A 20,288-nucleotide genomic window follows, 5' to 3' on the forward strand; every position below is an offset into this window, starting at 1 on the left:
ACCTCCAATAGGTAGACCGACTTGTCTACCCAGCAAATAGTAGACAACTCGGTCTACTTCTGTCAAGCTGTCATTAGTCACCCAATGAGGCCTTGTTATGGATAAACGAAAACATATTATTTTGACCGCCCTGTCACTTTTTTATCAAAAAGGCATTCATAGTGTGGGGATAAACGAAATTATTAGTGTGGCGGGTGTCGCCAAAAAAACCATGTACCACCATTTCACAAGTAAAGATGAATTGTTATTAGCGTGCCTTAGTGAGCGACATACCCGATTTTTAAATTGGTTAACGCATGCCACCAGCAAACTAACCACTATTGAAGAGTTTAAAGTAGCTTTGATCAGCTGCCATGAAGCTTGGTTTAATTCTGAGGTGACTGAGTTAGGTGATTTTAATGGCTGTTTATTTATTAACACCGCTGCTGAGTTTGCTGATCCTGCAAGCCCGATAAATCAAGCCTGCAAAGAGCATAAAATGGCAGTACAGCAGTTAATTAAACAGCGTCTATCAGCGTGTGAAAACATGGAAAGCTCGCAGCTCGACTCACACAGCCACTATTTTATGACGCTTGTAGAGGGCATGATCTGCCAAGCAAAACTAGTAGGAATTAAACAGTTTCCTTATTTAAAGCAATAAATAAACAATAAAAAAGCGGCACAATGGCCGCTTTCAGTTTAGATTTTTGCTATGTTAGATTTTTTCAAAATATAGCTTTTCGCGTTTTTTCTCACCCACTTCGTTCATGGTTGCAGCATCAAATAAACGACCATTGATCATAGTGTAATCGATTTTATCTGTATCACGAATGTTAGTTAGCGGGTTACCGTCAATAACAATTAAATCGGCAAGTTTACCCGGCTCAAGAGAACCGATGTTGTTATCAAGGCCAATGTATTTAGCAGGATCTAACGTTGCTGCACGAATAGCTTCAAGTGGTGTCATACCACCTTGCGCAAACATCCAAATTTCCCAATGTGCCGCTAAACCTTCACGTTGACCGTGAGCACCAAGGTTTACTAATACACCTAAGTCTTGCAGCTCTTTGGCAACACGGGCATTGTTGAAGTGGTTATAGTGATGATCGGGCGCCTTAACACGACGCATTGAGCGAGGCAAAAGCTGATTCTTTGGTACAAATTTACTTAAGCGTGGGTGATTCCACACATCTGTCTTGTCGTACCAATAATTTTCACCCCAAATACCACCGTAAGCTACACCGAGTGTCGGCGTGTAACCCACATCGCTTTGTGACCAAAGCTGGCGAATATCATCGTAAATATTGGCAACAGGAATTGAGTGTTCAATACCCGTATGACCATCTACTACCATAGTTAAGTTGTGCTGCAGTAATGAACCGCCTTCTGGCACAACCATCATTTCAAGTTCACGACCTGCTTCAATAACTTGCTGGCGCTGTTCACGACGAGGTTGGTTATAGGATTTAACACTAAACGCACCTACTTTCTTTAAACGCTCAAGATGGAATTTAGCATCTTCTAACGAGTCAATATGCGATGTATAACCTGGCATATTCGCACCATATAAGATGGTACCTGTAGAGAAAATACGAGGGCCGACAATCATGCCTGCTTTTTGCATTTCGCTTGCAGCAAAAATCTCAGTGGTATCGTTTGATGGATCATGAATCGTTGTCACGCCTAACGCTAAGCCCGCTAAGTTCTTCCAGTTTTGCTGTGGAATGATCTCATCGCTGCCTTGCGAGCCATGCGCATGCGCATCAACAATACCCGGCATAATCGTCTTGCCAGTTACATCTATTACTTCTGCGCCTTTAGGAATAGCAACGCTGTCTTTACTGCCAACCGCTTTAATATGCTTACCATCAGTAACAATAACGCCGTTTTCAATGACCTGCTCACCGTTCATGGTGATAATACGCGCACCAGTTAACGCAAAGATTGATTTAGGCTCCGCCATGGTTTTTGTAAAACCGATGTTGTCACCGCTTTTAACTTTAAAGTCAGTCTCTGCATTTTGGTTAATATCAAATAAACCCGCTAGGCTTGCATGATATAACTCTGGGCCTAAGCTCCAATAAAGTTTATCGCTTGTGCCACTCCAACTGATGTTTTCACCCGCGCGAACAGAAAGCTGCTCAATTGGGAATTGACTATCTTTAGGGCCAATATTAATGGTTTTGCCACGCTCAACAAATGGCGTAACAAATACTTTAAAACGCTCTGCAAACGCTAAGTATTGGCCATCTGGTGATACTCTAAACTCTGTAGCATGTTCTGATTCGTAAAGTTTACGAACTTGCTTTGATTCAAGCTCAACAACACTTAATGTTGGTTTCGGCCAAGGGCTCATCACATAAATACGGTCATTCGCTGCACCAAATTGCGGCTGATAGCCTGATTTAGTGATTAGCGTCGCTTTACCGCCTTTAGCACTTACTGAGTAAATACCTGGCTCTAATGACCATGTTGGGTTAAGGATACTGCCGCCAGATGCTTTACGGTAAACAACCGTTTTGCCATCAGGGCTGAAAGTTGGCTCTACATATTTACCCGGCTCTTTAGTAATGGTATCGCCACGGCCACTGCGCGCAGATACAACACGAACTGAGCCCTGTTCGTTATCATCCCATGTGGTATAAACAATCTTCTTACCATCACGAGAGAACTGCGGGAATAATTCAAAGTGGTCGTCTTGCTTAGTCAGGCGCTTCACTTTGCCAGACTCTAAATCACGTTTATAAATATGACCTAGCGCTTCAAATATAGCCGTTTCACCATCCGGTGAAATTTGTACATTGCGCAGCATTTTCACATCAAAATTATCGCTATCGATGTTTTGTGTAAAACGCACGGCTTTTTGAATTTGCTTATTGGTCTCAACTTTAAATGGAATAGTCGAGACAGACTTATCATCCACATCTAGCTTATGAATTGACCCACCCGCCCAAAAGACCAGTTGTTCGTTATCTGGTGTCCAAGCAATTGTTGGGTATACGCCATGAATTGCCCATGTCTCTTGCATATCACGCTCAAGCTCGCCATACAGCTTAGTATGCTCACCGGTGTGAAGATCATATAAGTACAAGCTTGTTTGGAAATCATCGCGCTTAATATACGCAAGCTTTTTACCATCTGGTGAAGGTGTTGGTCGAATAGCCCCACCCATGCCATCAATAATTGTTTCAATCTCGCCAGTTTCACGGTCATAGCGTTTAATTTTATAAATACCCGCTACAGAATCTTTAGAGTAATGGAATGTTTTACCCGGCGTTGCATCATGCGAGAAATAAACATAACGACCATCCGGTGAGAACATTGGTTCGCCTAAGTCTTTTTGGTCGTTCTCACGTGCAGTTAGTTGCACACCTTTACCACCCGCTTTGTGGTAAAGCCATACTTCACCAGCCCCTAGAGAGCGGCTTGCAGTAAAGTGCTTACGCGCAACTAAGTAGTCACCATCTGGGCTCCAAGCTGGGCTGTTTAACAAACGAAATGTTTCGTTCGTTACGGCTTTTTGGTTTTCACCATTTAAATCCATAACCCAAATGTTATCGCCACCACCTTGGTCTGAAGTAAACGCAATGTGCTTGCCATCAGGGCTAAAGCGTGGTTGCATTTGCCATGCAATATCACTGGTTAATTGCGTTGCAGTGCCACCTGACATTGGCATGGTATAAATATCGCCGAGTAGGTCAAACACAACTGTTTTACCATCAGGGCTAATATCTACGTTCATCCACGTGCCCTGCTCAACACTAATTTTAGCGTCTAGGAATTGGCCTTTAGGTGCGTCCACCTGCCATTTGTCGTCATTTGATTGCTCAGCTGCCGCCACTTGCCCAGTTAGAGCAAGTGAAATAGATACAGCGAGCGCTGTATGAAGCATTTTCTTCATTGAAATCTCACTTTTTATTGTTTTGCTTATATGCACACTTTTAAGATTGCACCAAATAGCATAGCAAGATTCCAGTGATTCGTGTTAAACAGACGTAAATAGTCGACTAATGCCACGCAATCGGATCAAACTGATAAAAGCCAACCAGTAAATGATAAATTTCTGGGTCAAATTGCCTGAGTTCAGCGGGTTTTTCTAAGAAAGTTTCGGTGATAACAGCAAAAAACTCTGCCTCATTAGTCGCGCCATAGCTATGAATAACATGAGGCATGCCATAAGCTAAATGAGTTTTCAGTTGATTAAAGGCGCGGCTAAATACTTTTGCCCACTTTTGGTAATCCTCGTTACTCGAAAGCAGTGGTGTACCCGTGGTTTTGCCGGTTTCTTGGTCGAGCTGATGGGCAAATTCATGAAACACTAAATTATGGCCATCGCTTGGTAAACGGTTCCCCTCAAGGACATCATGCCAACTCAATACCAGTGTTCCGCCTGGCCATGATTCACCTTGACGCACCGTATTGTGATAACTAACAAGTCCGGCATTATCGCGGGAAGTTTGCGGGGCATAATACGCGCTTGGATATAACAGGATCTCTTTTACATTACGATACAGTGGCCATGGTTTATTAAGCACTAAAACACAGGCATCGGCTGCCACAATCAGCTTCATTGCATCATTAAGCTTAAGGCCATCACAACCGATAAAGCGTTTTTCATTTAAAAACCAAACGATATGACGCTCCAGCTTTTCGCGGTCGGCATCCGTCATCTTTCGGTAGATAGGCATATATTTTAACAGCAGATTTTTTTGCTGAACATTGAGGGAGTTATTAAGGTATTTTTTCTGCCAAAAGTGATTACGGATATCGTCCCAGCGCCAGTAACACACAACAAAAATTATTAAAAAAAGTATCAAAACCAGGTTAAGCATTACTATCGCCTAAAAAACAATCTTGATACTTTAATGTGTGCAAACAAAAAAAGATCAATTGTTTACACACATTTTTATTTTTAAAGCTGATTAATCGAGCGTAATACAGCCTTGATTATAAATAAAAATTTGGTTCCGGCCGTTATTCTTCGCATTGTATAAAGCGTTGTCGGCGTGTGATAGCAAGCGGTCGTAGTCTGCAACTTGCGCGTTATCTGCCACACCAAAACTTACCGTTACAGAAAGGCTATCTGCTAATTCTGAGAAATCGTAACCCGCTATCTCTAAACGGATAATTTCACACAATCTTGCGGCCTCTTCAGCGTTTTTGTATGGAAACAACAGGGTAAATTCTTCACCGCCCCAACGCGCCGCATAACCTTCATCAGGGAAGTTCATGCGCAGTAAACGAGCAATTTCACAAATCACTTTATCACCAATTAAGTGCGAGAAATTGTCATTAATGAGTTTGAAGTGATCAATATCCATAATGGCAATACTAAGCGTTTTATTATCACGTTGGAACTGACTAAAGTTTTCAGACAACCATATATCAAAGGCACGTCTATTCGGTAATTGCGTTAATTGGTCATGATTCGCTAAATGAGCAAAGGCATCGGCTTGCGTTTGCAAATCATGCATTTGCTGTTCAACTTTTTCAGTTAACTCAATTTCAATGCGCTTGTAATGATATAAGCGGTATTTATAAATGGCATAAGCAGCAAAAAGCACTGCAACTAAGATAAATAATTTAAAGCTGGTTTTCTGCCAAAAATAAGGGGCTATTTTAAACCGCAGTACTTGTTCATTATCTTGCCAATCACTATTTGGATACCCAGCGCGCACTTTAAAGGTATAGTTACCCGGTGGTAAATTAGTGTATTCGGTAATGGCCAAGCGCCCCCGGTCTACCCATTGTTGATTGTAACCACTTAATTGCGTTTGGTAGTTTAAACGCCCGGGCATAATAAAACTAAGCCCAGCGTAATTGAACGAAACACGAGAAACACCCGCAGGCAAGCTCAGTACCTCATTTCCAACGGGTAAAGTCATGGGTTTGCCATCGACTTCGAAGCTTTCAATAACCGTCGATAGTCGGCGTTTACTGGCTTCTTTTAAACGCTCTGGTGTCGCAATAGCAACGCCTTTTGCTGTGGCAACCCATACTTGTCCATCTGAATGAAGTACAGCAGCAGGGTTTGAACCACCATTAGCTTGCGCGCTAAGCATGCCATCGCCTTCATCATAAAGCTGCATCGAAACACTCATTGGCTGAACTTTTTCAGGGTTATCTAGCAGTGCTACTAGCTGAGCTTTATTGACTTGAATAACACCGCGGTTACTAGTCAGCCACAATGAATCACCTTGTTCAATGACTTGGAACAGCTTATCAACAGGTAAACCTTGGTCTCGACCAAATAAGCTCATTTTATCTGTACTGAGATTGTAACGAACGAGACCTCTATCGGTTGCAAGCCACATTTTATCGCCATCTAAGTAAAAGCCGAATGCATACTCAGTGCTGAACTGCGTTGGAAACTCAAGTGTTTTAAACTGCTCTGTAATTGGGTCAAAAATGGACACACCGACGCCCGTGCCAACCCATAATCTACCATGGTCATCCTCATTAAGTGCCATTATGAAATCACCGGCTAGGCCATCCTCCGTGGTAAACGAATGAATTTGCCCTGCAGGGTCTATCTTGGTTAAGCCGGCAGCGGTACCAACCCATAGATTATCAAAAGCATCAAACAACACAGCGCGAACTTCGTTACTGATCAGGCCATTACTGCGGTTTTTTACTGGGTAAATTTGCCCATTAACCACTTTCATTAAACCGGCAGTATAAGTGCCTAGCCAGACTCCGCCCTGCTTATCTTCAGTTAAACTTAAAACTGATAGTGGGTCTTTTTCATAGGCTTGGGTAAGGGTTGTGAGCTTGCCATTTTCAATACGATTTAAGCCATTACTACTGCCCACCCATAAGCTGCCATCAGAATGCGATAACACGGTACGCACATAATCAGATGCAAGCCCACGACTTTGGCTCCAATTCGTAAATGGTGCTTCGCGCAGGCGGAATAACCCGGCATTCGTGCCAACCCAAATACTTTTTTCCCGATCGAGCAATAAGGATAAAATACGGTTGTTGGGTAAGCCATCATCTGCCGCTAAGTTTTCAAGGCCTAAACTGCTAAGTCTAAATACCCCTTTATTGATGGTGCCAAACCACAAATCGCCTTGTGCATCTTCGAGTAAACTAGCAATTGATTCGTTGTTAAGGACGGGATTAATAGCAACAAACTTATTATTTTTCTTTTGCCATGCCCCTTTTTCAGTGCCGACAATTAAAGTGCCTGACTCCGTTAGTAACAAGGTAAACACAGAAGCATTTGGAAGCCCTGAGTCTTCATTGATCTTACTAACTTGCTTATTCTCTATTTGATAAAGACCATCACTGGTCGCAGCCCAAATCACGCCTGTTTTGTCTTGTAAAAGGCGGTAGGCACTTAACTTATCAAGCAGTTTTTGCTCAGTGACAGTTTCAGAAGCGCGGTATACAATACCTTGCCCTTCAAGTGCCAACCAAAGCTCACCTTGTTCAGTAACAAGTGCATGATTAACCATGGCTGATGAGCTTGGTAATGCGCGCCACCCTCCTTGTGAGCGAAGCGCAATGCCACCACGGGCGCCCACGATATATAAATCGCCATTTTCCATTGCAATAAGGCTACGTAGGCCAGAATCAGGTAAGCCAGGTATTTCTGTTCGAGTAAAGAGTTTAAACTCGCGACCATTAAAACGGGCAAGCCCTTCCCAAGTTGCTATCCAAATGTAACCATCTTTGGTTTGCGCTACACCATTGATACTATTGTGAGGAAGGCCGGCGCGAGTACTCCAAGTCTCTGTAAAATAGTCACTTAAAGAGAGGCGTGCAGATTCTGCAACCGCGCTGAAACATAAAAAAAGAAAAATACAACTAACTACCCGCACCATTAAACTAAAACCCTGATATTTATTATCGTTCTATTCAGTGATGTAGTTATGCGAAGTAAAGTCATCCCTAACTTCAGATAATACTACATTAGTTGCAATTTTTACTTACTTCGATAACATTTAGCAAGAATCAATTACAAAAATTCGTAATTTTTTCTTGCAGTATTTTCACAAATCTTGCTACATGCAGGCCATCCATCAAAGCATGATGCACATCGATTGAAAGCGGCATCTTGCCAGTTTGTACGTCATATTGGCCAAACACAAACTTGGGTATACCTAGACCATGCCCTTCACTCACCGCATGCGAGAAACCGGTAAAATTAAGCCATGGTAGCACTGAGATATGAATAAGATCAGGCTGCCCTTCTGTTGCAGCAAATGCATCAGAGAAAAATGGTTTTGCTTTACTTGTTTTACCCACAGCAATCGCGTGTTTTGAAAAATCTTCCATCGACGCTTGTTTTTCAAAATAACTAAAACGAAAAGTTTCATCTTCTGCAAGCTCTACCACACTGCCTCTTACAGATGACAGTTGTACGGGCAACAAATCAATAATACGTTGACGCATTGGTGCATAGTCATGACATGCTTCAAGTGTTAGGTAAACATAGCTGTGAAAGAACGAATACGGTTCTGCTTTGCACTTGTTATATAGAGCCGCCATATCGAGTGAAACACATACATTAAAATATGGCAGAGAAAATTCTTTGAAAAAAGCGAAATGCTGCTTACGAGGCCAAGTATCAAGATTGATTGGGGTTATTTCACAAGGCTGAGTTTTCATTAGGCGTCCTCGAGATTTAAAAACCGAGTGTACCGAGATAGTTAGCCTTCGTCATTTTGTTGCGATAAATAACAGAGACAAAAAAGGTGCGACTTGCGCACCTTTTTACCTGTAAATTTATCGATTTACTAAATTATAAGCCGTTTTCGATGATTTCTAATGCGAGTTCATCGGCAATTAAATGCGTCGACTTTTGCTCTTTTTCAGAGCGAGCAAAGATTTCTGTTAGCGTATCAAAAATGCCTTCAACGTGCTTCGTTGATGCTTCTGCACTATAACCTTCTGGTGCAGTTTCGTAATAAACGTTGATGATACCACCTGCGTTAATTACGTAATCTGGTGCGTATAAAATACCTTTTTCGCGGATGATCTCACCGTGACGAGACTCTGCTAATTGGTTATTCGCACAACCTGCAATAATTGTTGCTTTTAAACGCGGGATAGTCGTGTCATTCACCGTTGCGCCAAGTGCACATGGTGCATACACATCAACATCTAAGTCGTAGATTTCATCAATACCCACAGCCGTTGCATTGAAGTCATTTACAACACGCTCAACAGCTTGTTCGTTGATATCTGTTACAAATAATGTTGCGCCCGCTTCATGTAAGTGTTTACAAAGGCCATATGCTACTGCACCTAAGCCTTGCACGGCTACTTTGATACCAGCAAGATCTTGATGACCTCGTTGATGTTGTAACGCCGCTTTAATACCTAAGAATGTACCATATGCTGTGAACGGTGAAGGGTTACCACTTTTACCTTCAAGGCCTAATACATAGTTAGTTTCTTTATTCATGATAGCCACATCATCACAAGTGATGTTTACATCTTCAGCTGAATAGTAGCTACCACTTAAACGCTCTAACTGACGACCAAATGCACGGAAAAGTTGCTCTGATTTAATTTCTTTAGCATTACCGATGATCACTGACTTACCGCCACCAAATGGTAAACGTGCCACAGCATTTTTGTAGGTCATACCTTTTGATAAGCGAAGTGCATCAGTAACAGCATCTTCATCAGTTGTGTAGTCCCACATTCTGCAACCACCAACCGCTGGACCTAACTTGGTATTGTGAACCGCGATAATAGCTTTTAGGCCTGATTCTTTATCTGAACAAAACACCACTTGCTCGTGGTTATCAAAGTCGACTTTATTAAATACAGCCACAGTTAAATACTCCGAAATTTTCTTACCCTAAAGGGTGTGAGCGCTGAAAGTGCCGAGACTTTATCACTTCGTATGCTCCCTTACCACTAAATGAGATGATAAAACTAAGCAAAGTTCTCAGGCCGAAATAACAACTCAAAAACTAACACTTTATGGAAAAAATATACCAGTCAACGTACGCATTAAGCATTGTTAATTCAAAACAAAATATTAACATCGCCAACTTTATTACGTGAACGTAAAGGTAAAGTATAGCGTAAAGAAAAAATGACAAAAAAATTATGCCGATAAAGCCAAGTAAAATCAGCTTTTAAAGAGATGTTAGAGAAATAGCTGAGACTGGTCAGAGCTGAAAAAAACGGCGCAGGTGCGCCGTTTTATGAAAAGAGTTTCAAGATGGTTATTTTAATTTGCCATCAAGTTCTTCGATTTTTGCTTTCCAAATAGCAGGGCCTTGCGTATGCGCATTGGCACCTTCACTATCAACAGCAACGGTTACTGGCATATCTTCTACTTCAAACTCGTAGATTGCTTCCATACCTAAATCTTCGAACGCAACAACACGTGCTTTCTTGATTGCTTTAGATACAAGGTAAGCTGCACCACCTACTGCCATTAAGTAGATAGATTTATTGTTTTTGATTGATTCTACTGTAGCAGGACCACGCTCTGCTTTACCAATCATACCGATGATGCCCGTTTTTTCTAACATCATATCAGTGAATTTATCCATACGAGTCGCAGTTGTAGGGCCAGCAGGACCTACCGCTTCATCACCCACTGCATCTACAGGGCCAACGTAGTAGATAAACTTGTTATCAAAATCAACGCCTTCAGGTAAACCTTCACCTGATTGGATCATATCTTGTAAACGTTTATGCGCGGCATCACGACCCGTTAAGATAGTACCAGACAGAAGAACCGTTTCACCCATCTTCCATTCTTGCGTGTCTTCTTTAGTCAGTGTGTTTAAATCAACACGACGTGTACCTTCACCTACTTCAAATGTAACTTCTGGCCAATCTTCTAGTTTAGGCGCTTTAAGATCAGCTGGGCCTGAACCATCTAACGTGAAGTGTACGTGACGCGTTGCTGCACAGTTCGGGATCATTACCACTGGTTTTGATGCTGCGTGAGTTGGTGCCGTTTTAACTTTCACATCAACTACGGTTGTTAAACCACCAAGACCTTGAGCACCAATACCTAACTTATTAGCACGTTCGAAGATATCGATACGCATTTTTTCTTCAGTTGTTTCAGCGCCGCGCTCAATTAGCTCGTGAATATCAACCGGATCCATTAATGATTCTTTAGCAAGTACCGCAGCTTTTTCTGCAGTACCGCCAATACCTATACCTAGCATGCCAGGTGGACACCAGCCCGCCCCCATGGTTGGTAATGTTTTCTCAACCCATGCAGCCACATCATCAGATGGGTTAAGCATAACCATTTTCGTTTTATTTTCTGAACCGCCGCCCTTCGCTGCCACCATTACTTCTACTTCAGCGCCTGGCACTAAGTCAATATGAACAACTGATGGTGTGTTGTCTTTAGTGTTTTTACGCGTACCAGCTGGGTCTGCAACAATTGATGCACGTAATGGGTTATCTGGGTTTAAGTATGCGCGACGTGTACCTTCATCAACCATTTGCTGTACAGTCATGTCTGTTTTATCCCACTTAACATCCATACCTACTTTTACGAAACAAGTAATGATACCTGTATCTTGGCACAGTGGACGTTTACCTTCAGCAGACATACGAGAGTTAATTAAAATTTGCGCAATGGCATCTTTTGCCGCTTTGCTTTGCTCTTTGTTGTAAGCTTTTTCTAAGGCTTGTACGAAATCGAGAGGGTGATAAAAAGAAATGTATTGCAATGCATCTTCAATGCTATCAATGAAGTCTTGCTGACGAATTGTACTCATTACGGGTTCCTTAAGTTTTTATCGCGTAGCGCTGTACGTGATCCTGAGTAAACCGGTGACGAAGATTTACTCTACGGGTTAGTCATGGCATCACTATAAAGGAAATCATAACGCTGCCAATCAAATTTAACTTATGATACCCTCCTCGCCCGTTTCGGGCTAGTTATTCAGGGCAATGTAGATGATAAACGATGAAAATTTGTGCATAAAATTAGATTTAAGTGGTGATTGCATCGCGCTATTTAGTCATTTCGCTCATTTGCCCCATGCCGTGTTGCTCGATTCAGCCAATAGCGAACATGTGAATAGCCGCTTCGATATCATCGCTATTGCCCCTTTAAAGCAATTAGAAGTGCGTGAAAATACCTGCTTTGTCGACGGCAAAGCACAATCAAGTGATTGTTTTAGCTTGATGAAAGAAGGCCTTCAGGAATTTAATCACACAGCAAACTCTAATAACCTGCCTTTTACAGGTGGTTGGCTTGGCTATTTTGGTTATGATTTAGGTCGCGTGATTGAAAGCATGCCAAGTACTGCCGAAAACGACATTAACATGCCGCAAATGGCTGTAGGCCTTTATCCAGATGCTCTTATTTATGATAAGCAACAGCAAAGTTGGTTTTACGTCTGTCAGCCAAATCATAATCGCTTAGCGCTATACCAGCAGCACCTAAACGAAACACCAACAAGTGCAGAATTCGCGCTACAAAGCGACTGGCAATCAAACATGAGTAAAGCCAGCTACAGCGAAAAGTTCGAGAAAATTCAAGCTTATTTAAAAAGTGGTGACTGCTATCAGATCAACCTTGCACAGCGTTTTAAAGCTGAGTTTTCTGGTTCAACATGGCAAGCCTATAAACAACTTCGAGAAGCGAATAAAGCACCGTTTTCAAGCTATATAAATCACCCTGATGGCGCTATTTTATCTATTTCACCAGAGCGTTTTATTTCGATTAATCAGGGCCAAATAGAAACCAAGCCAATTAAAGGAACGCTCCCTCGTTTGGCTGACTCTGAACAAGACCAAGCGCAAGCAACTCGTTTACAGCAATCAGAAAAAGACCGCGCAGAAAATGTCATGATTGTTGATCTGCTGCGCAACGATTTAGGCAAAGTGGCTCGTCCAGGTAGTGTCACCGTACCCTCGTTATTTGCCATTGAAAGCTTTCCGGCTGTGCATCATTTAGTAAGTACTGTGCGCGCAGAATTAGCGGATGGCAAAGATGCCGTTGACCAAATTCATGCCGCTTTCCCGGGTGGTTCAATTACCGGAGCGCCGAAGATTCGCGCTATGGAAATTATTGAAGAGCTCGAACCCCATCGCCGTAGTGTGTACTGCGGCTCAATTGGCTACTTGAGTGCTTGTGGCAAGATGGATACCAGTATCACAATCCGTACTTTAGTGTGTCACAAAGGTGCAATCTATTGCTGGGCTGGCGGTGGCATTGTGGCTGATTCAAAGGTCGACTTGGAGTACCAAGAAACTTACGATAAAGTAAATAAAATACTGCCTTTATTAAAGTAAACGTTGAAGTAACAACCTTGAATAGTCAGCAATTAATTGCCCGTTTTAGTTTAAGTCAAACCACAGAGCGCCCAGCTAGCATTCGCTTTAATGCCGAAAAGCGTGCCAGTGCCGTAATGTTACCTCTGCTTGATGTTAACGACGAAGCGCATTTGTTATTGTGCAAGCGACCTAGTTATTTACTTCATCACCCGGGGGAGATTTGCTTACCGGGTGGAAAGTATGAAGAACAAGATGACACGTTAATGCACACCGCCCTTCGAGAGCTCAATGAAGAGCTTAATATTGCGACACACCAAGTGACTGTCCACGGTAAATTACATCAATACGCGACTCTAACCGGTTTCACTATTGAACCTTTTGTGTGTGTCCTTAGTGAGGGCACAACATGGCAAGCAGATCCCAACGAAGTTGCTGCCAGTTTTTTACTACCCTTATCTTATTTAAGTAATCAACAAAATTGGCAACCCCTCCCCTTTGAGCGAAATGGTAAAACCATTACTTTGCAAGGCTTGATGACCCCCCATGGTCTGCTTTGGGGAGCAACAGCAAGCATTATTAATAACTTTATCAAGCAGCTCGCCCTACCAGTTTAATTATCCTGCTTTTAGGGTTACACAGACACGTTTAAACGTTATCATGTGGCACCGTTCAAAGGCAGGTAGTATGCCGTTAATAGAAAAATGAGTAGCAAATTATGATCAGTGCATTCGATATGTTTAGTATTGGTATTGGCCCATCGTCATCTCACACAGTTGGCCCGATGCGCGCTTCGCGTTTATTTGTAAACGAACTAGAAGAAAAAAACTTACTTGCAAACGTCACCGATATTAAAGTTGAGCTATTTGGCTCACTCGGTCAAACAGGTATTGGCCATGGCTCTGGTAAAGCTGTGATCTTAGGCCTTGCCGGTTATGATCCAGAAACCATTGATGCTGACTTAGTCGACGATATCCTCGCAAAAATCGAAAAAGAGCAGGTTATTTATTTAAACCAAAGCCATAAAGCCAATTTCCCTAAGCAAGGTGCGATTGTATTTCATCGTCGTAAAACTCTACCAAAACACTCAAATGCAATGGAAATCATTGCTAGCCAAAATGGCGAAAAGTTATTCAGCAAAGTGTATTACTCAATCGGTGGCGGCTTTATCGTCAGTGATGAAGAGTTCGAGAACGAAAAACAAAAAGCACTCGAAATTCGCGAAGAAAACCCAGCGCCTTATCCGTTTAACACGGCTAAAGAGTTATTAGAGCTATGCCGTGAATCAGGGTTTAGTGTATCAACACTTATGATGCATAACGAAAAAACCCTGCGCAGCGAAAAAGACATCAAGGATGAGCTGTTTAATATTTGGCAAGTAATGAAAGCCTGTATTGAGCGTGGTATGCGTACAGAAGGGATTTTACCAGGCGGATTAAAAGTAAAGCGCCGTGCCCCTAGTTTACACCTTAAATTAAATATTGAAGTAAACAACGACCCATTACGTGCTATGGATTGGGTTGATTTATTTGCCCTTGCAGTAAACGAAGAGAACGCTGCCGGCGGCCGTGTTGTTACCGCACCAACCAATGGTGCTGCAGGTATTTTGCCAGCGGTATTAATGTATTATCACACTTTCATTAAAGAAGTAGACCGTGATATTGCAACACGTTACTTATTAACGGCGGCAGCAATTGGTATCTTATATAAAAAGAATGCGTCAATTTCGGGGGCTGAAGTTGGTTGTCAAGGTGAAGTGGGCGTTGCTTGCTCAATGGCAGCGGGTGCACTAACTGAAATCATGGGTGGTAATGTTGTACAGGTTGAAAACGCCGCTGAAATCGGCATGGAGCACAACCTAGGTCTAACTTGTGACCCTGTTGGCGGTCTTGTACAAGTACCATGTATTGAACGTAATGCAATGGGCTCAATTAAAGCAATCAATGCGTCACGCCTTGCTATGCGTGGTTCTGGAGAGCAAAAAGTAACCCTTGATAAGGTCATTAAAACCATGCTCGATACAGGTAATGATATGAAAACGAAATACAAAGAAACCGCTCGCGGTGGCTTAGCGGTTAACATCATCGAGTGTTAATTTACAGCACGCTTTCAGCATAAAAAAAGCCGCTTTAAAGCGGCTTTCTTATCTCTATTTTACTGGTAACTCAATGTTTTCGAAGAGTTTATCAACATCTTCTTGGTTACGTAATAAACTTGCTCGTTCAACCAGCTCTTTCGTTAAGTGCGGGGCAAAACGCTCAATAAAATCATACATGTAGCTACGCAAGAAGCTGCCTTTTCGAAAACCAATTTTAGTGGTGCTCGCTTCAAATAAGTGACTTGCATCAATACAGACTAAATCAGTATCTGTTATTTGATCAATCGCCATAGACGCCACAACACCCACACCTAGCCCTAAACGAACATAAGTTTTAATTACATCAGCGTCCGTTGCAGTAAAAACAATATGCGGCTCAAGGCCATGAGCATTGAAGGCTTTATCTAATTCAGAACGACCAGTAAAACCAAACACATAAGTTATCAGTGGGTATTTAGCCACATCGGCAACCGTTAAGTTATCAGCCTTTTGCGCAAGCGGGTGTGTTTTTGCCACAACAATACTGCGATTCCAGTGATAGCACGGCAACATAACTAAATCAGAGTATAAATGTAGTGCCTCAGTCGCAATGGCAAAGTCAGCATCACCGCGTGCTGCCGCATCAGAAATTTGCTGTGGCGTTCCTTGATGCATATGCAGAGAAACTGCCGGGTACTTTTTCATAAAGCCTTGAATAACATTCGGTAATGCGTAACGAGCCTGAGTATGAGTAGTCGCAATGTTAAGTTTACCTTGATCAGGCAAAGTATGCTCATTAGCAACCGCTTTAATACCTTCAACTTTCGACAATATCTCTCGCGAAATATTAATTATTTCGTTACCGGCACTGGTTACATGGGTAAGGTGTTTGCCACTACGGCCAAAGATCTGTACGCCCAGTTCGTCTTCAAGCATACGAACTTGTTTCGAGATCCCCGGTTGCGAGGTAAATAAACTTTCGGCTGTCGCTGAGACATTCAGTTTATGATTTTGGACTTCGACTATATATCTGAGTTGTTGTAGTTTCATGGCTGCATTGTAAACGTTGTTATTGTTTATTTATAAAGGCTGCAAAGCGCAATGCCAAGCGATATTTCATCGCGCTATACATTTATATCGATTGTTTCTAAGGCTAACACATTAAATTAATGCTCGGTAGCCGTGTTTACTCGCAAAATATTCAATAAAGATGTTAGTTTAGCGCTATACTCATTATAAAGTAGTAAACTTAATAAGTTTATTCGAGATAACTACCGCAAAACTGTTCAGATCTAATCTTTTTAAGGTAATATAAAAAAATTAGATAGTTAAAACTGAGATTTAGTAATGATTGTTTCTATCATCATCATGCTCATTGTTGCATTAATTGTGATCGCATTATGGGTCAGTGCTGTGCAACAACACAAAGAAAAACAAGAAGCAGAGCGCCGCAAAGAGTTAACTAAGCAAAAGAAAATCATTGAAGAAGCAGAAGACGTGCTGCTTAACAGTGCCAATATTCCCATGTCTGAGAATATTCTACGTATTATTCAGCGCCGTATATATGATGCGCTTGCAAGTATGGTACAACTCTCTCCAAGTTCTAAGGAACTCAAAAGTCGCTTAAATGAAGCTAAACAGCGTTTAGGGGGTCCAATTGAGGCGAATAATAGCGACTCATTAGTGTTACCAGACAACGATAAGCAGCTTATTTCTTTAATTCAAGGAATAAAAAAACTAAGGGCAGTGCTACGCTCTGAACATAGTAAAGGTAAAATCGAGAGTCAAATATTTGTTGCCGAAGATAAACGCCTTGAAAAACTACAACTTCGAATCAACGTAGAAAGCCAAATTAAGCGTGGGCTTTCAGCTCGCTCAGCAAATATGGTGGGCTCTGCCAGACAGTATTTCGAAAAAGCACTGGCAACGCTTAACTCAGTTAGCTATAGCGATGAATATGTAAACTCGAAAAGACAAGAAGTTGAAGGTTATTTAGAGACGATTAGCTCTGAGTTGAAAGCATCAAATGCGACGTCACTAAAGAAGAAAGCAGAACAAGAGCAGGACGATTTAGACGTGTTATTCGCACCAAAGAAAAAGTGGTAAACCACTTTTTCTTTGCTTTGTGAAAATTAAGATAAAAACGCAAACTTAACAATAAACAGCGCTGTTAATACCCACACACTAATACTGATTTCATCTTTTTTACCACATACCAACTTCACTGCAGTATAAGAAATAAAACCAAGCGCAATACCGTGAGCAATCGAGAAAGTTAACGGCGTCATCAATAATACCACACTCACTGGAATGGCATCTGTCATATCATCCCAATTTACCAGCTTTAAGTTTTGCATCATTAACACAGCTACATATAAAATTGCACCTGCCGTTGCATAAGCTGGGATCATGCCAGCAAGTGGCGCAAAGAACATCATTAACAAGAAACAAATGCCTACAACAACAGCAGTTAGACCTGTACGGCCGCCCACAGACACACCTGCTACTGATTCAATGTAAGACGTTGTTGTTGACGTACCAAGCATTGAGCCTGCAATGGTAGCTGTGCTGTCAGCGCTTAATGCACGACCTAAACGAGGCATTTTACCTTGTTCATCAGCAATACCTGCTTTTTGCGTTACAGCAACTAAAGTGCCTGAAGTATCAAACAAATCAACAAATAAGAACGCAAATACCACTGTTAGCATTGAGATTTCGAATGCTGCTGCAAAATCCAATTGCATAAAGGTTGGTGCAATTGAAGGCGGCATTGAAATAATTCCTTGATACTCCACAAGGTCTAAACCAAGCGCAATTGCGGTTACTAATAAAATACTGATAAGTACGCCGCTTTTCATATCGCGGTATAACAGTGCTGCAATAACAAAAAAGCTAAAAATCGCAAGTAGTGGACCTGGGGCTGTGATATCGCCTAACTGCACTAAGGTTGCAGGGCTTGCTACGATAATCCCAGCGTTTTTCAATGCAATAAGCGCTAAGAAAGCACCGATACCTGTGGCAATAGCTCGCTTTAATACCAGTGGAATAGCGTCTATGATCCACTCTCTCACCTTAAATAGGCTTAAGAATAAAAAGATACAACCAGACATAAAAACTGCACCTAATGCAGCTTGCCAAGTGTAGCCCATGCCCAAAACAACACCATAAGTGAAGAAGGCGTTTAAGCCCATACCCGGAGCCAGTGCTAATGGGTAGTTTGCCCATAAACCCATGATAAAACAGCCAATTGCAGCAGCAATACAGGTTGCTACGAATGCCGCACCTTGATCCATTCCCGCTTCTGCAAGCATGGCAGGGTTAACAAATACAATGTAAACCATGGTAATGAATGTTGTGATGCCAGCAATAGTCTCGCGGCGCACACAGGTGTTGTTTTCAGTGATTTTGAAAAGTCTTTCGAACATGTTGAACTTTAAGTTGAGATTAATTGGCTAATTTTATCATATTTTATCTCAATAAGAGGACATTTTACCTTGCAATGTTCTAAACTAATAAGGTCTTTTATTTCAAGAAAATAACTAAACTATGTCTGATAATTCGCCAGTAGGCTTAGATTTAGAGCAACAGCTTGATAATGTACTTGCCTTTATTACCCAACCCGATAAAGGGTCGGCGCCAAATAAAAGTACTCAATCTGTTGAAAACGTACTAAACAAAGCTTTGTATTATTTAAAAAATGAACAGCCTCCCCTTGCTGCCAAATGGATGCGCTTAGCAGCTATGGCCGGTAACCATAGGGCGCAATTTTATATGGGGCTGTTTTTCATCAAAGGGCAAGGTGTACCACACAGTGTTTTTCATGGCGCGGTGTGGTTAAGTCTGGCAAGTAGCCAAGGTTATGAACCTGCAACGGCTGCACTTGATGATCTTAGAAAACACATCAGTACGCGCAGATTACATGATGCGCAAAGCTATGCAGCTACCCTATATGAACAAATCCACCAGCAGCAATTTGCACATTTAATTCCTCGAGATCCTGACGCAAGCTAACACGCGTCAGGTTCTACAACTCATTAATGCTGTCTTGTCAGTTTACTCTCAAATGTTATGAGACCTGCACCAACTACAAGCAATAAGATACCTATAAACTCAAGCCACACATGGCCTTTATGGGGCTTGATAATAGGTGTTTTTGAAGTAAGGCTATATAAGCGCCTGCCTTGCTCGCCAGATTCTACAAACGAAATACCTTTATAGTCCGCTGAAATAATAAATTTAAAATCATGCCTGCTAATCATTTCTCGACGTTTAGCATCTATTTTCTCGCGGCTTTGTTCTACGAGTAGCGTTCGCCAATCATGAAAAATGCCATCTGGTTCATTATCTTTCACTACACCATATGATTTGTACTCATAGAACGTTGTATTGAATAGCTTTTCTTGATGCCCTAAATAAAACATGGCGCAACCTAGCGCACTTAACAGTATCGCAATATAGATTAATGAGCGCTGTTTAATGAATTGCTTATTACTTTGTTGCTTATACCAAGCTTCAATGTCAGGCACATTAATCAATCTCGCTTTATCTACAGAATGTTTTAATGGCTCCATAAAGTCGCAAATTGTTAGATTGAGCGCCGTTAATATTGAACGAAATGTGTCGTTTGAAGGCACTGATTTATCGTTCTCAAGTTTTGAAAGGTAGCTTTGCTCTATTCCAACTTGCTCAGCAAATTCTGGTTGGCTTAGTTTTAGCTCACTGCGATAGTGTTTTAGTTGTGTTCCGAATGTACTCATAACGCATTTCCTTTTTGTTGTGGAGCCGCCATTCTTTGCTATTCATGCAGATATAAGAAGCTGAATAAATAGGAATAATGAAGAATATTAGCAAGATAGGAAGAAATTTACGAGATACGAGATACGAGATACGAGATACGAGATACGAGATACGAGATACGAGATACGTTTTCAGTATAAGGAAATACTAAGGCGTAGTGTAAAGACTTATATAATCATTTGCTTGAGGAAAACAAATGGCGGAGTGGACGGGA

At 41.7% G+C, this 20,288-nt stretch carries 15 protein-coding genes; 6 read left to right on the forward strand and 9 right to left on the reverse strand.

Annotated elements, in window-relative coordinates; genetic code table 11:
* The first annotated feature begins 97 nt into the window (after positions 1 to 97).
* Positions 98 to 640, forward strand: coding sequence for a TetR/AcrR family transcriptional regulator (locus CWC02_RS16175; RefSeq protein ID WP_138619343.1), 543 nt, complete (start codon positions 98 to 100; stop codon positions 638 to 640).
* Between the two features lie 54 nt (positions 641 to 694).
* On the opposite strand, the gene CWC02_RS16180 is transcribed toward CWC02_RS16175, so the two are convergent.
* The 6 genes from CWC02_RS16180 to CWC02_RS16205 form a co-directional block, all read right to left on the reverse strand.
* The gene (locus CWC02_RS16180) at positions 695 to 3,880 is read right to left on the reverse strand and encodes an amidohydrolase family protein (protein WP_138619345.1); all 3,186 of its coding nucleotides are present in this window, start codon (positions 3,878 to 3,880) and stop codon (positions 695 to 697) included.
* A gap of 106 nt (positions 3,881 to 3,986) precedes the next feature.
* On the reverse strand, positions 3,987 to 4,811 hold the full coding sequence (locus CWC02_RS16185; protein ID WP_054551610.1) for a M90 family metallopeptidase: 825 nt from the start codon (positions 4,809 to 4,811) through the stop codon (positions 3,987 to 3,989).
* Between the two features lie 90 nt (positions 4,812 to 4,901).
* Positions 4,902 to 7,808, reverse strand: coding sequence for a ligand-binding sensor domain-containing diguanylate cyclase (locus CWC02_RS16190; RefSeq protein WP_138619347.1), 2,907 nt, complete (start codon positions 7,806 to 7,808; stop codon positions 4,902 to 4,904).
* A gap of 130 nt (positions 7,809 to 7,938) precedes the next feature.
* Positions 7,939 to 8,595, reverse strand: coding sequence for a CatA-like O-acetyltransferase (locus CWC02_RS16195; RefSeq protein WP_054551612.1), 657 nt, complete (start codon positions 8,593 to 8,595; stop codon positions 7,939 to 7,941).
* 133 nt (positions 8,596 to 8,728) lie between these two features.
* Positions 8,729 to 9,769 (reverse strand): Leu/Phe/Val dehydrogenase, encoded by a 1,041-nt coding sequence (locus tag CWC02_RS16200; RefSeq protein WP_055021514.1) that lies wholly within the window; start codon positions 9,767 to 9,769, stop codon positions 8,729 to 8,731.
* A gap of 400 nt (positions 9,770 to 10,169) precedes the next feature.
* Entirely contained in the window at positions 10,170 to 11,696 is a 1,527-nt protein-coding gene (locus CWC02_RS16205; protein ID WP_054551614.1) for a fumarate hydratase, read from the reverse strand.
* Positions 11,697 to 11,877: 181 nt separating this feature from the next.
* Between CWC02_RS16205 and pabB the strand changes: the two genes are divergently transcribed.
* The 3 genes from pabB to CWC02_RS16220 all read left to right on the forward strand — a co-directional run bounded on the left by pabB (position 11,878) and on the right by CWC02_RS16220 (position 15,295).
* Positions 11,878 to 13,221, forward strand: coding sequence for an aminodeoxychorismate synthase component I (gene pabB / locus CWC02_RS16210; protein WP_138619349.1), 1,344 nt, complete (start codon positions 11,878 to 11,880; stop codon positions 13,219 to 13,221).
* A gap of 17 nt (positions 13,222 to 13,238) precedes the next feature.
* Entirely contained in the window at positions 13,239 to 13,817 is a 579-nt protein-coding gene (locus CWC02_RS16215; RefSeq protein WP_171043855.1) for an NUDIX hydrolase, read from the forward strand.
* 101 nt (positions 13,818 to 13,918) lie between these two features.
* Complete coding sequence (locus tag CWC02_RS16220) at positions 13,919 to 15,295, forward strand: L-serine ammonia-lyase (RefSeq protein WP_054551617.1); 1,377 nt, start codon at positions 13,919 to 13,921, stop codon at positions 15,293 to 15,295.
* Positions 15,296 to 15,349: 54 nt separating this feature from the next.
* Here the strand turns inward: CWC02_RS16220 and cysB are convergent, their stop codons facing one another.
* Positions 15,350 to 16,327, reverse strand: a complete 978-nt coding sequence (cysB, locus tag CWC02_RS16225) for an HTH-type transcriptional regulator CysB (protein WP_054551618.1) — start codon at positions 16,325 to 16,327, stop codon at positions 15,350 to 15,352.
* Between the two features lie 297 nt (positions 16,328 to 16,624).
* Here cysB and CWC02_RS16230 point away from each other — a divergent pair, with 297 nt between their 5' ends.
* Complete coding sequence (locus tag CWC02_RS16230; RefSeq protein WP_054551619.1) at positions 16,625 to 17,383, forward strand: hypothetical protein; 759 nt, start codon at positions 16,625 to 16,627, stop codon at positions 17,381 to 17,383.
* Between the two features lie 26 nt (positions 17,384 to 17,409).
* Here CWC02_RS16230 and CWC02_RS16235 read toward each other — a convergent pair whose 3' ends face one another.
* On the reverse strand, positions 17,410 to 18,702 hold the full coding sequence (locus CWC02_RS16235; RefSeq protein WP_171043856.1) for an NCS2 family permease: 1,293 nt from the start codon (positions 18,700 to 18,702) through the stop codon (positions 17,410 to 17,412).
* 121 nt (positions 18,703 to 18,823) lie between these two features.
* On the opposite strand from CWC02_RS16235, the gene CWC02_RS16240 reads away from it, so the two are divergent.
* A complete protein-coding gene (locus tag CWC02_RS16240) occupies positions 18,824 to 19,288 on the forward strand; it encodes an SEL1-like repeat protein (RefSeq protein ID WP_054551621.1) in 465 nt (154 codons plus the stop codon).
* A 23-nt stretch (positions 19,289 to 19,311) separates the two neighbouring features.
* On the opposite strand, the gene CWC02_RS16245 is transcribed toward CWC02_RS16240, so the two are convergent.
* Positions 19,312 to 20,034 carry a helix-turn-helix domain-containing protein gene (locus CWC02_RS16245; RefSeq protein WP_138619351.1) on the reverse strand — a complete coding sequence of 241 codons (723 nt, stop codon included), beginning with the start codon at positions 20,032 to 20,034 and terminating at the stop codon, positions 19,312 to 19,314.
* Positions 20,035 to 20,288: the final 254 nt, after the last annotated feature.

This window comes from Pseudoalteromonas sp. S2721 (assembly GCF_005887425.1).
Taxonomy (GTDB): Bacteria; Pseudomonadota; Gammaproteobacteria; order Enterobacterales; family Alteromonadaceae; genus Pseudoalteromonas; species Pseudoalteromonas simplex.

Excerpts from the sequence above, each read along its gene's own strand:
- CWC02_RS16235 (WP_171043856.1), bottom strand. The coding sequence starts at position 18,702 with ATGTTCGAAAGACTTTTCAAAATCACTGAAAACAACACCTGTGTGCGC.
- CWC02_RS16180 (WP_138619345.1), bottom strand. The coding sequence starts at position 3,880 with ATGAAGAAAATGCTTCATACAGCGCTCGCTGTATCTATTTCACTTGCT.
- CWC02_RS16220 (WP_054551617.1), top strand. The coding sequence starts at position 13,919 with ATGATCAGTGCATTCGATATGTTTAGTATTGGTATTGGCCCATCGTCA.
- CWC02_RS16185 (WP_054551610.1), bottom strand. The coding sequence starts at position 4,811 with ATGCTTAACCTGGTTTTGATACTTTTTTTAATAATTTTTGTTGTGTGT.
- CWC02_RS16245 (WP_138619351.1), bottom strand. The coding sequence starts at position 20,034 with ATGAGTACATTCGGAACACAACTAAAACACTATCGCAGTGAGCTAAAA.
- CWC02_RS16240 (WP_054551621.1), top strand. The coding sequence starts at position 18,824 with ATGTCTGATAATTCGCCAGTAGGCTTAGATTTAGAGCAACAGCTTGAT.
- CWC02_RS16205 (WP_054551614.1), bottom strand. The coding sequence starts at position 11,696 with ATGAGTACAATTCGTCAGCAAGACTTCATTGATAGCATTGAAGATGCA.
- CWC02_RS16190 (WP_138619347.1), bottom strand. The coding sequence starts at position 7,808 with ATGGTGCGGGTAGTTAGTTGTATTTTTCTTTTTTTATGTTTCAGCGCG.
- CWC02_RS16230 (WP_054551619.1), top strand. The coding sequence starts at position 16,625 with ATGATTGTTTCTATCATCATCATGCTCATTGTTGCATTAATTGTGATC.
- CWC02_RS16195 (WP_054551612.1), bottom strand. The coding sequence starts at position 8,595 with ATGAAAACTCAGCCTTGTGAAATAACCCCAATCAATCTTGATACTTGG.
- cysB (WP_054551618.1), bottom strand. The coding sequence starts at position 16,327 with ATGAAACTACAACAACTCAGATATATAGTCGAAGTCCAAAATCATAAA.
- CWC02_RS16175 (WP_138619343.1), top strand. The coding sequence starts at position 98 with ATGGATAAACGAAAACATATTATTTTGACCGCCCTGTCACTTTTTTAT.
- pabB (WP_138619349.1), top strand. The coding sequence starts at position 11,878 with ATGATAAACGATGAAAATTTGTGCATAAAATTAGATTTAAGTGGTGAT.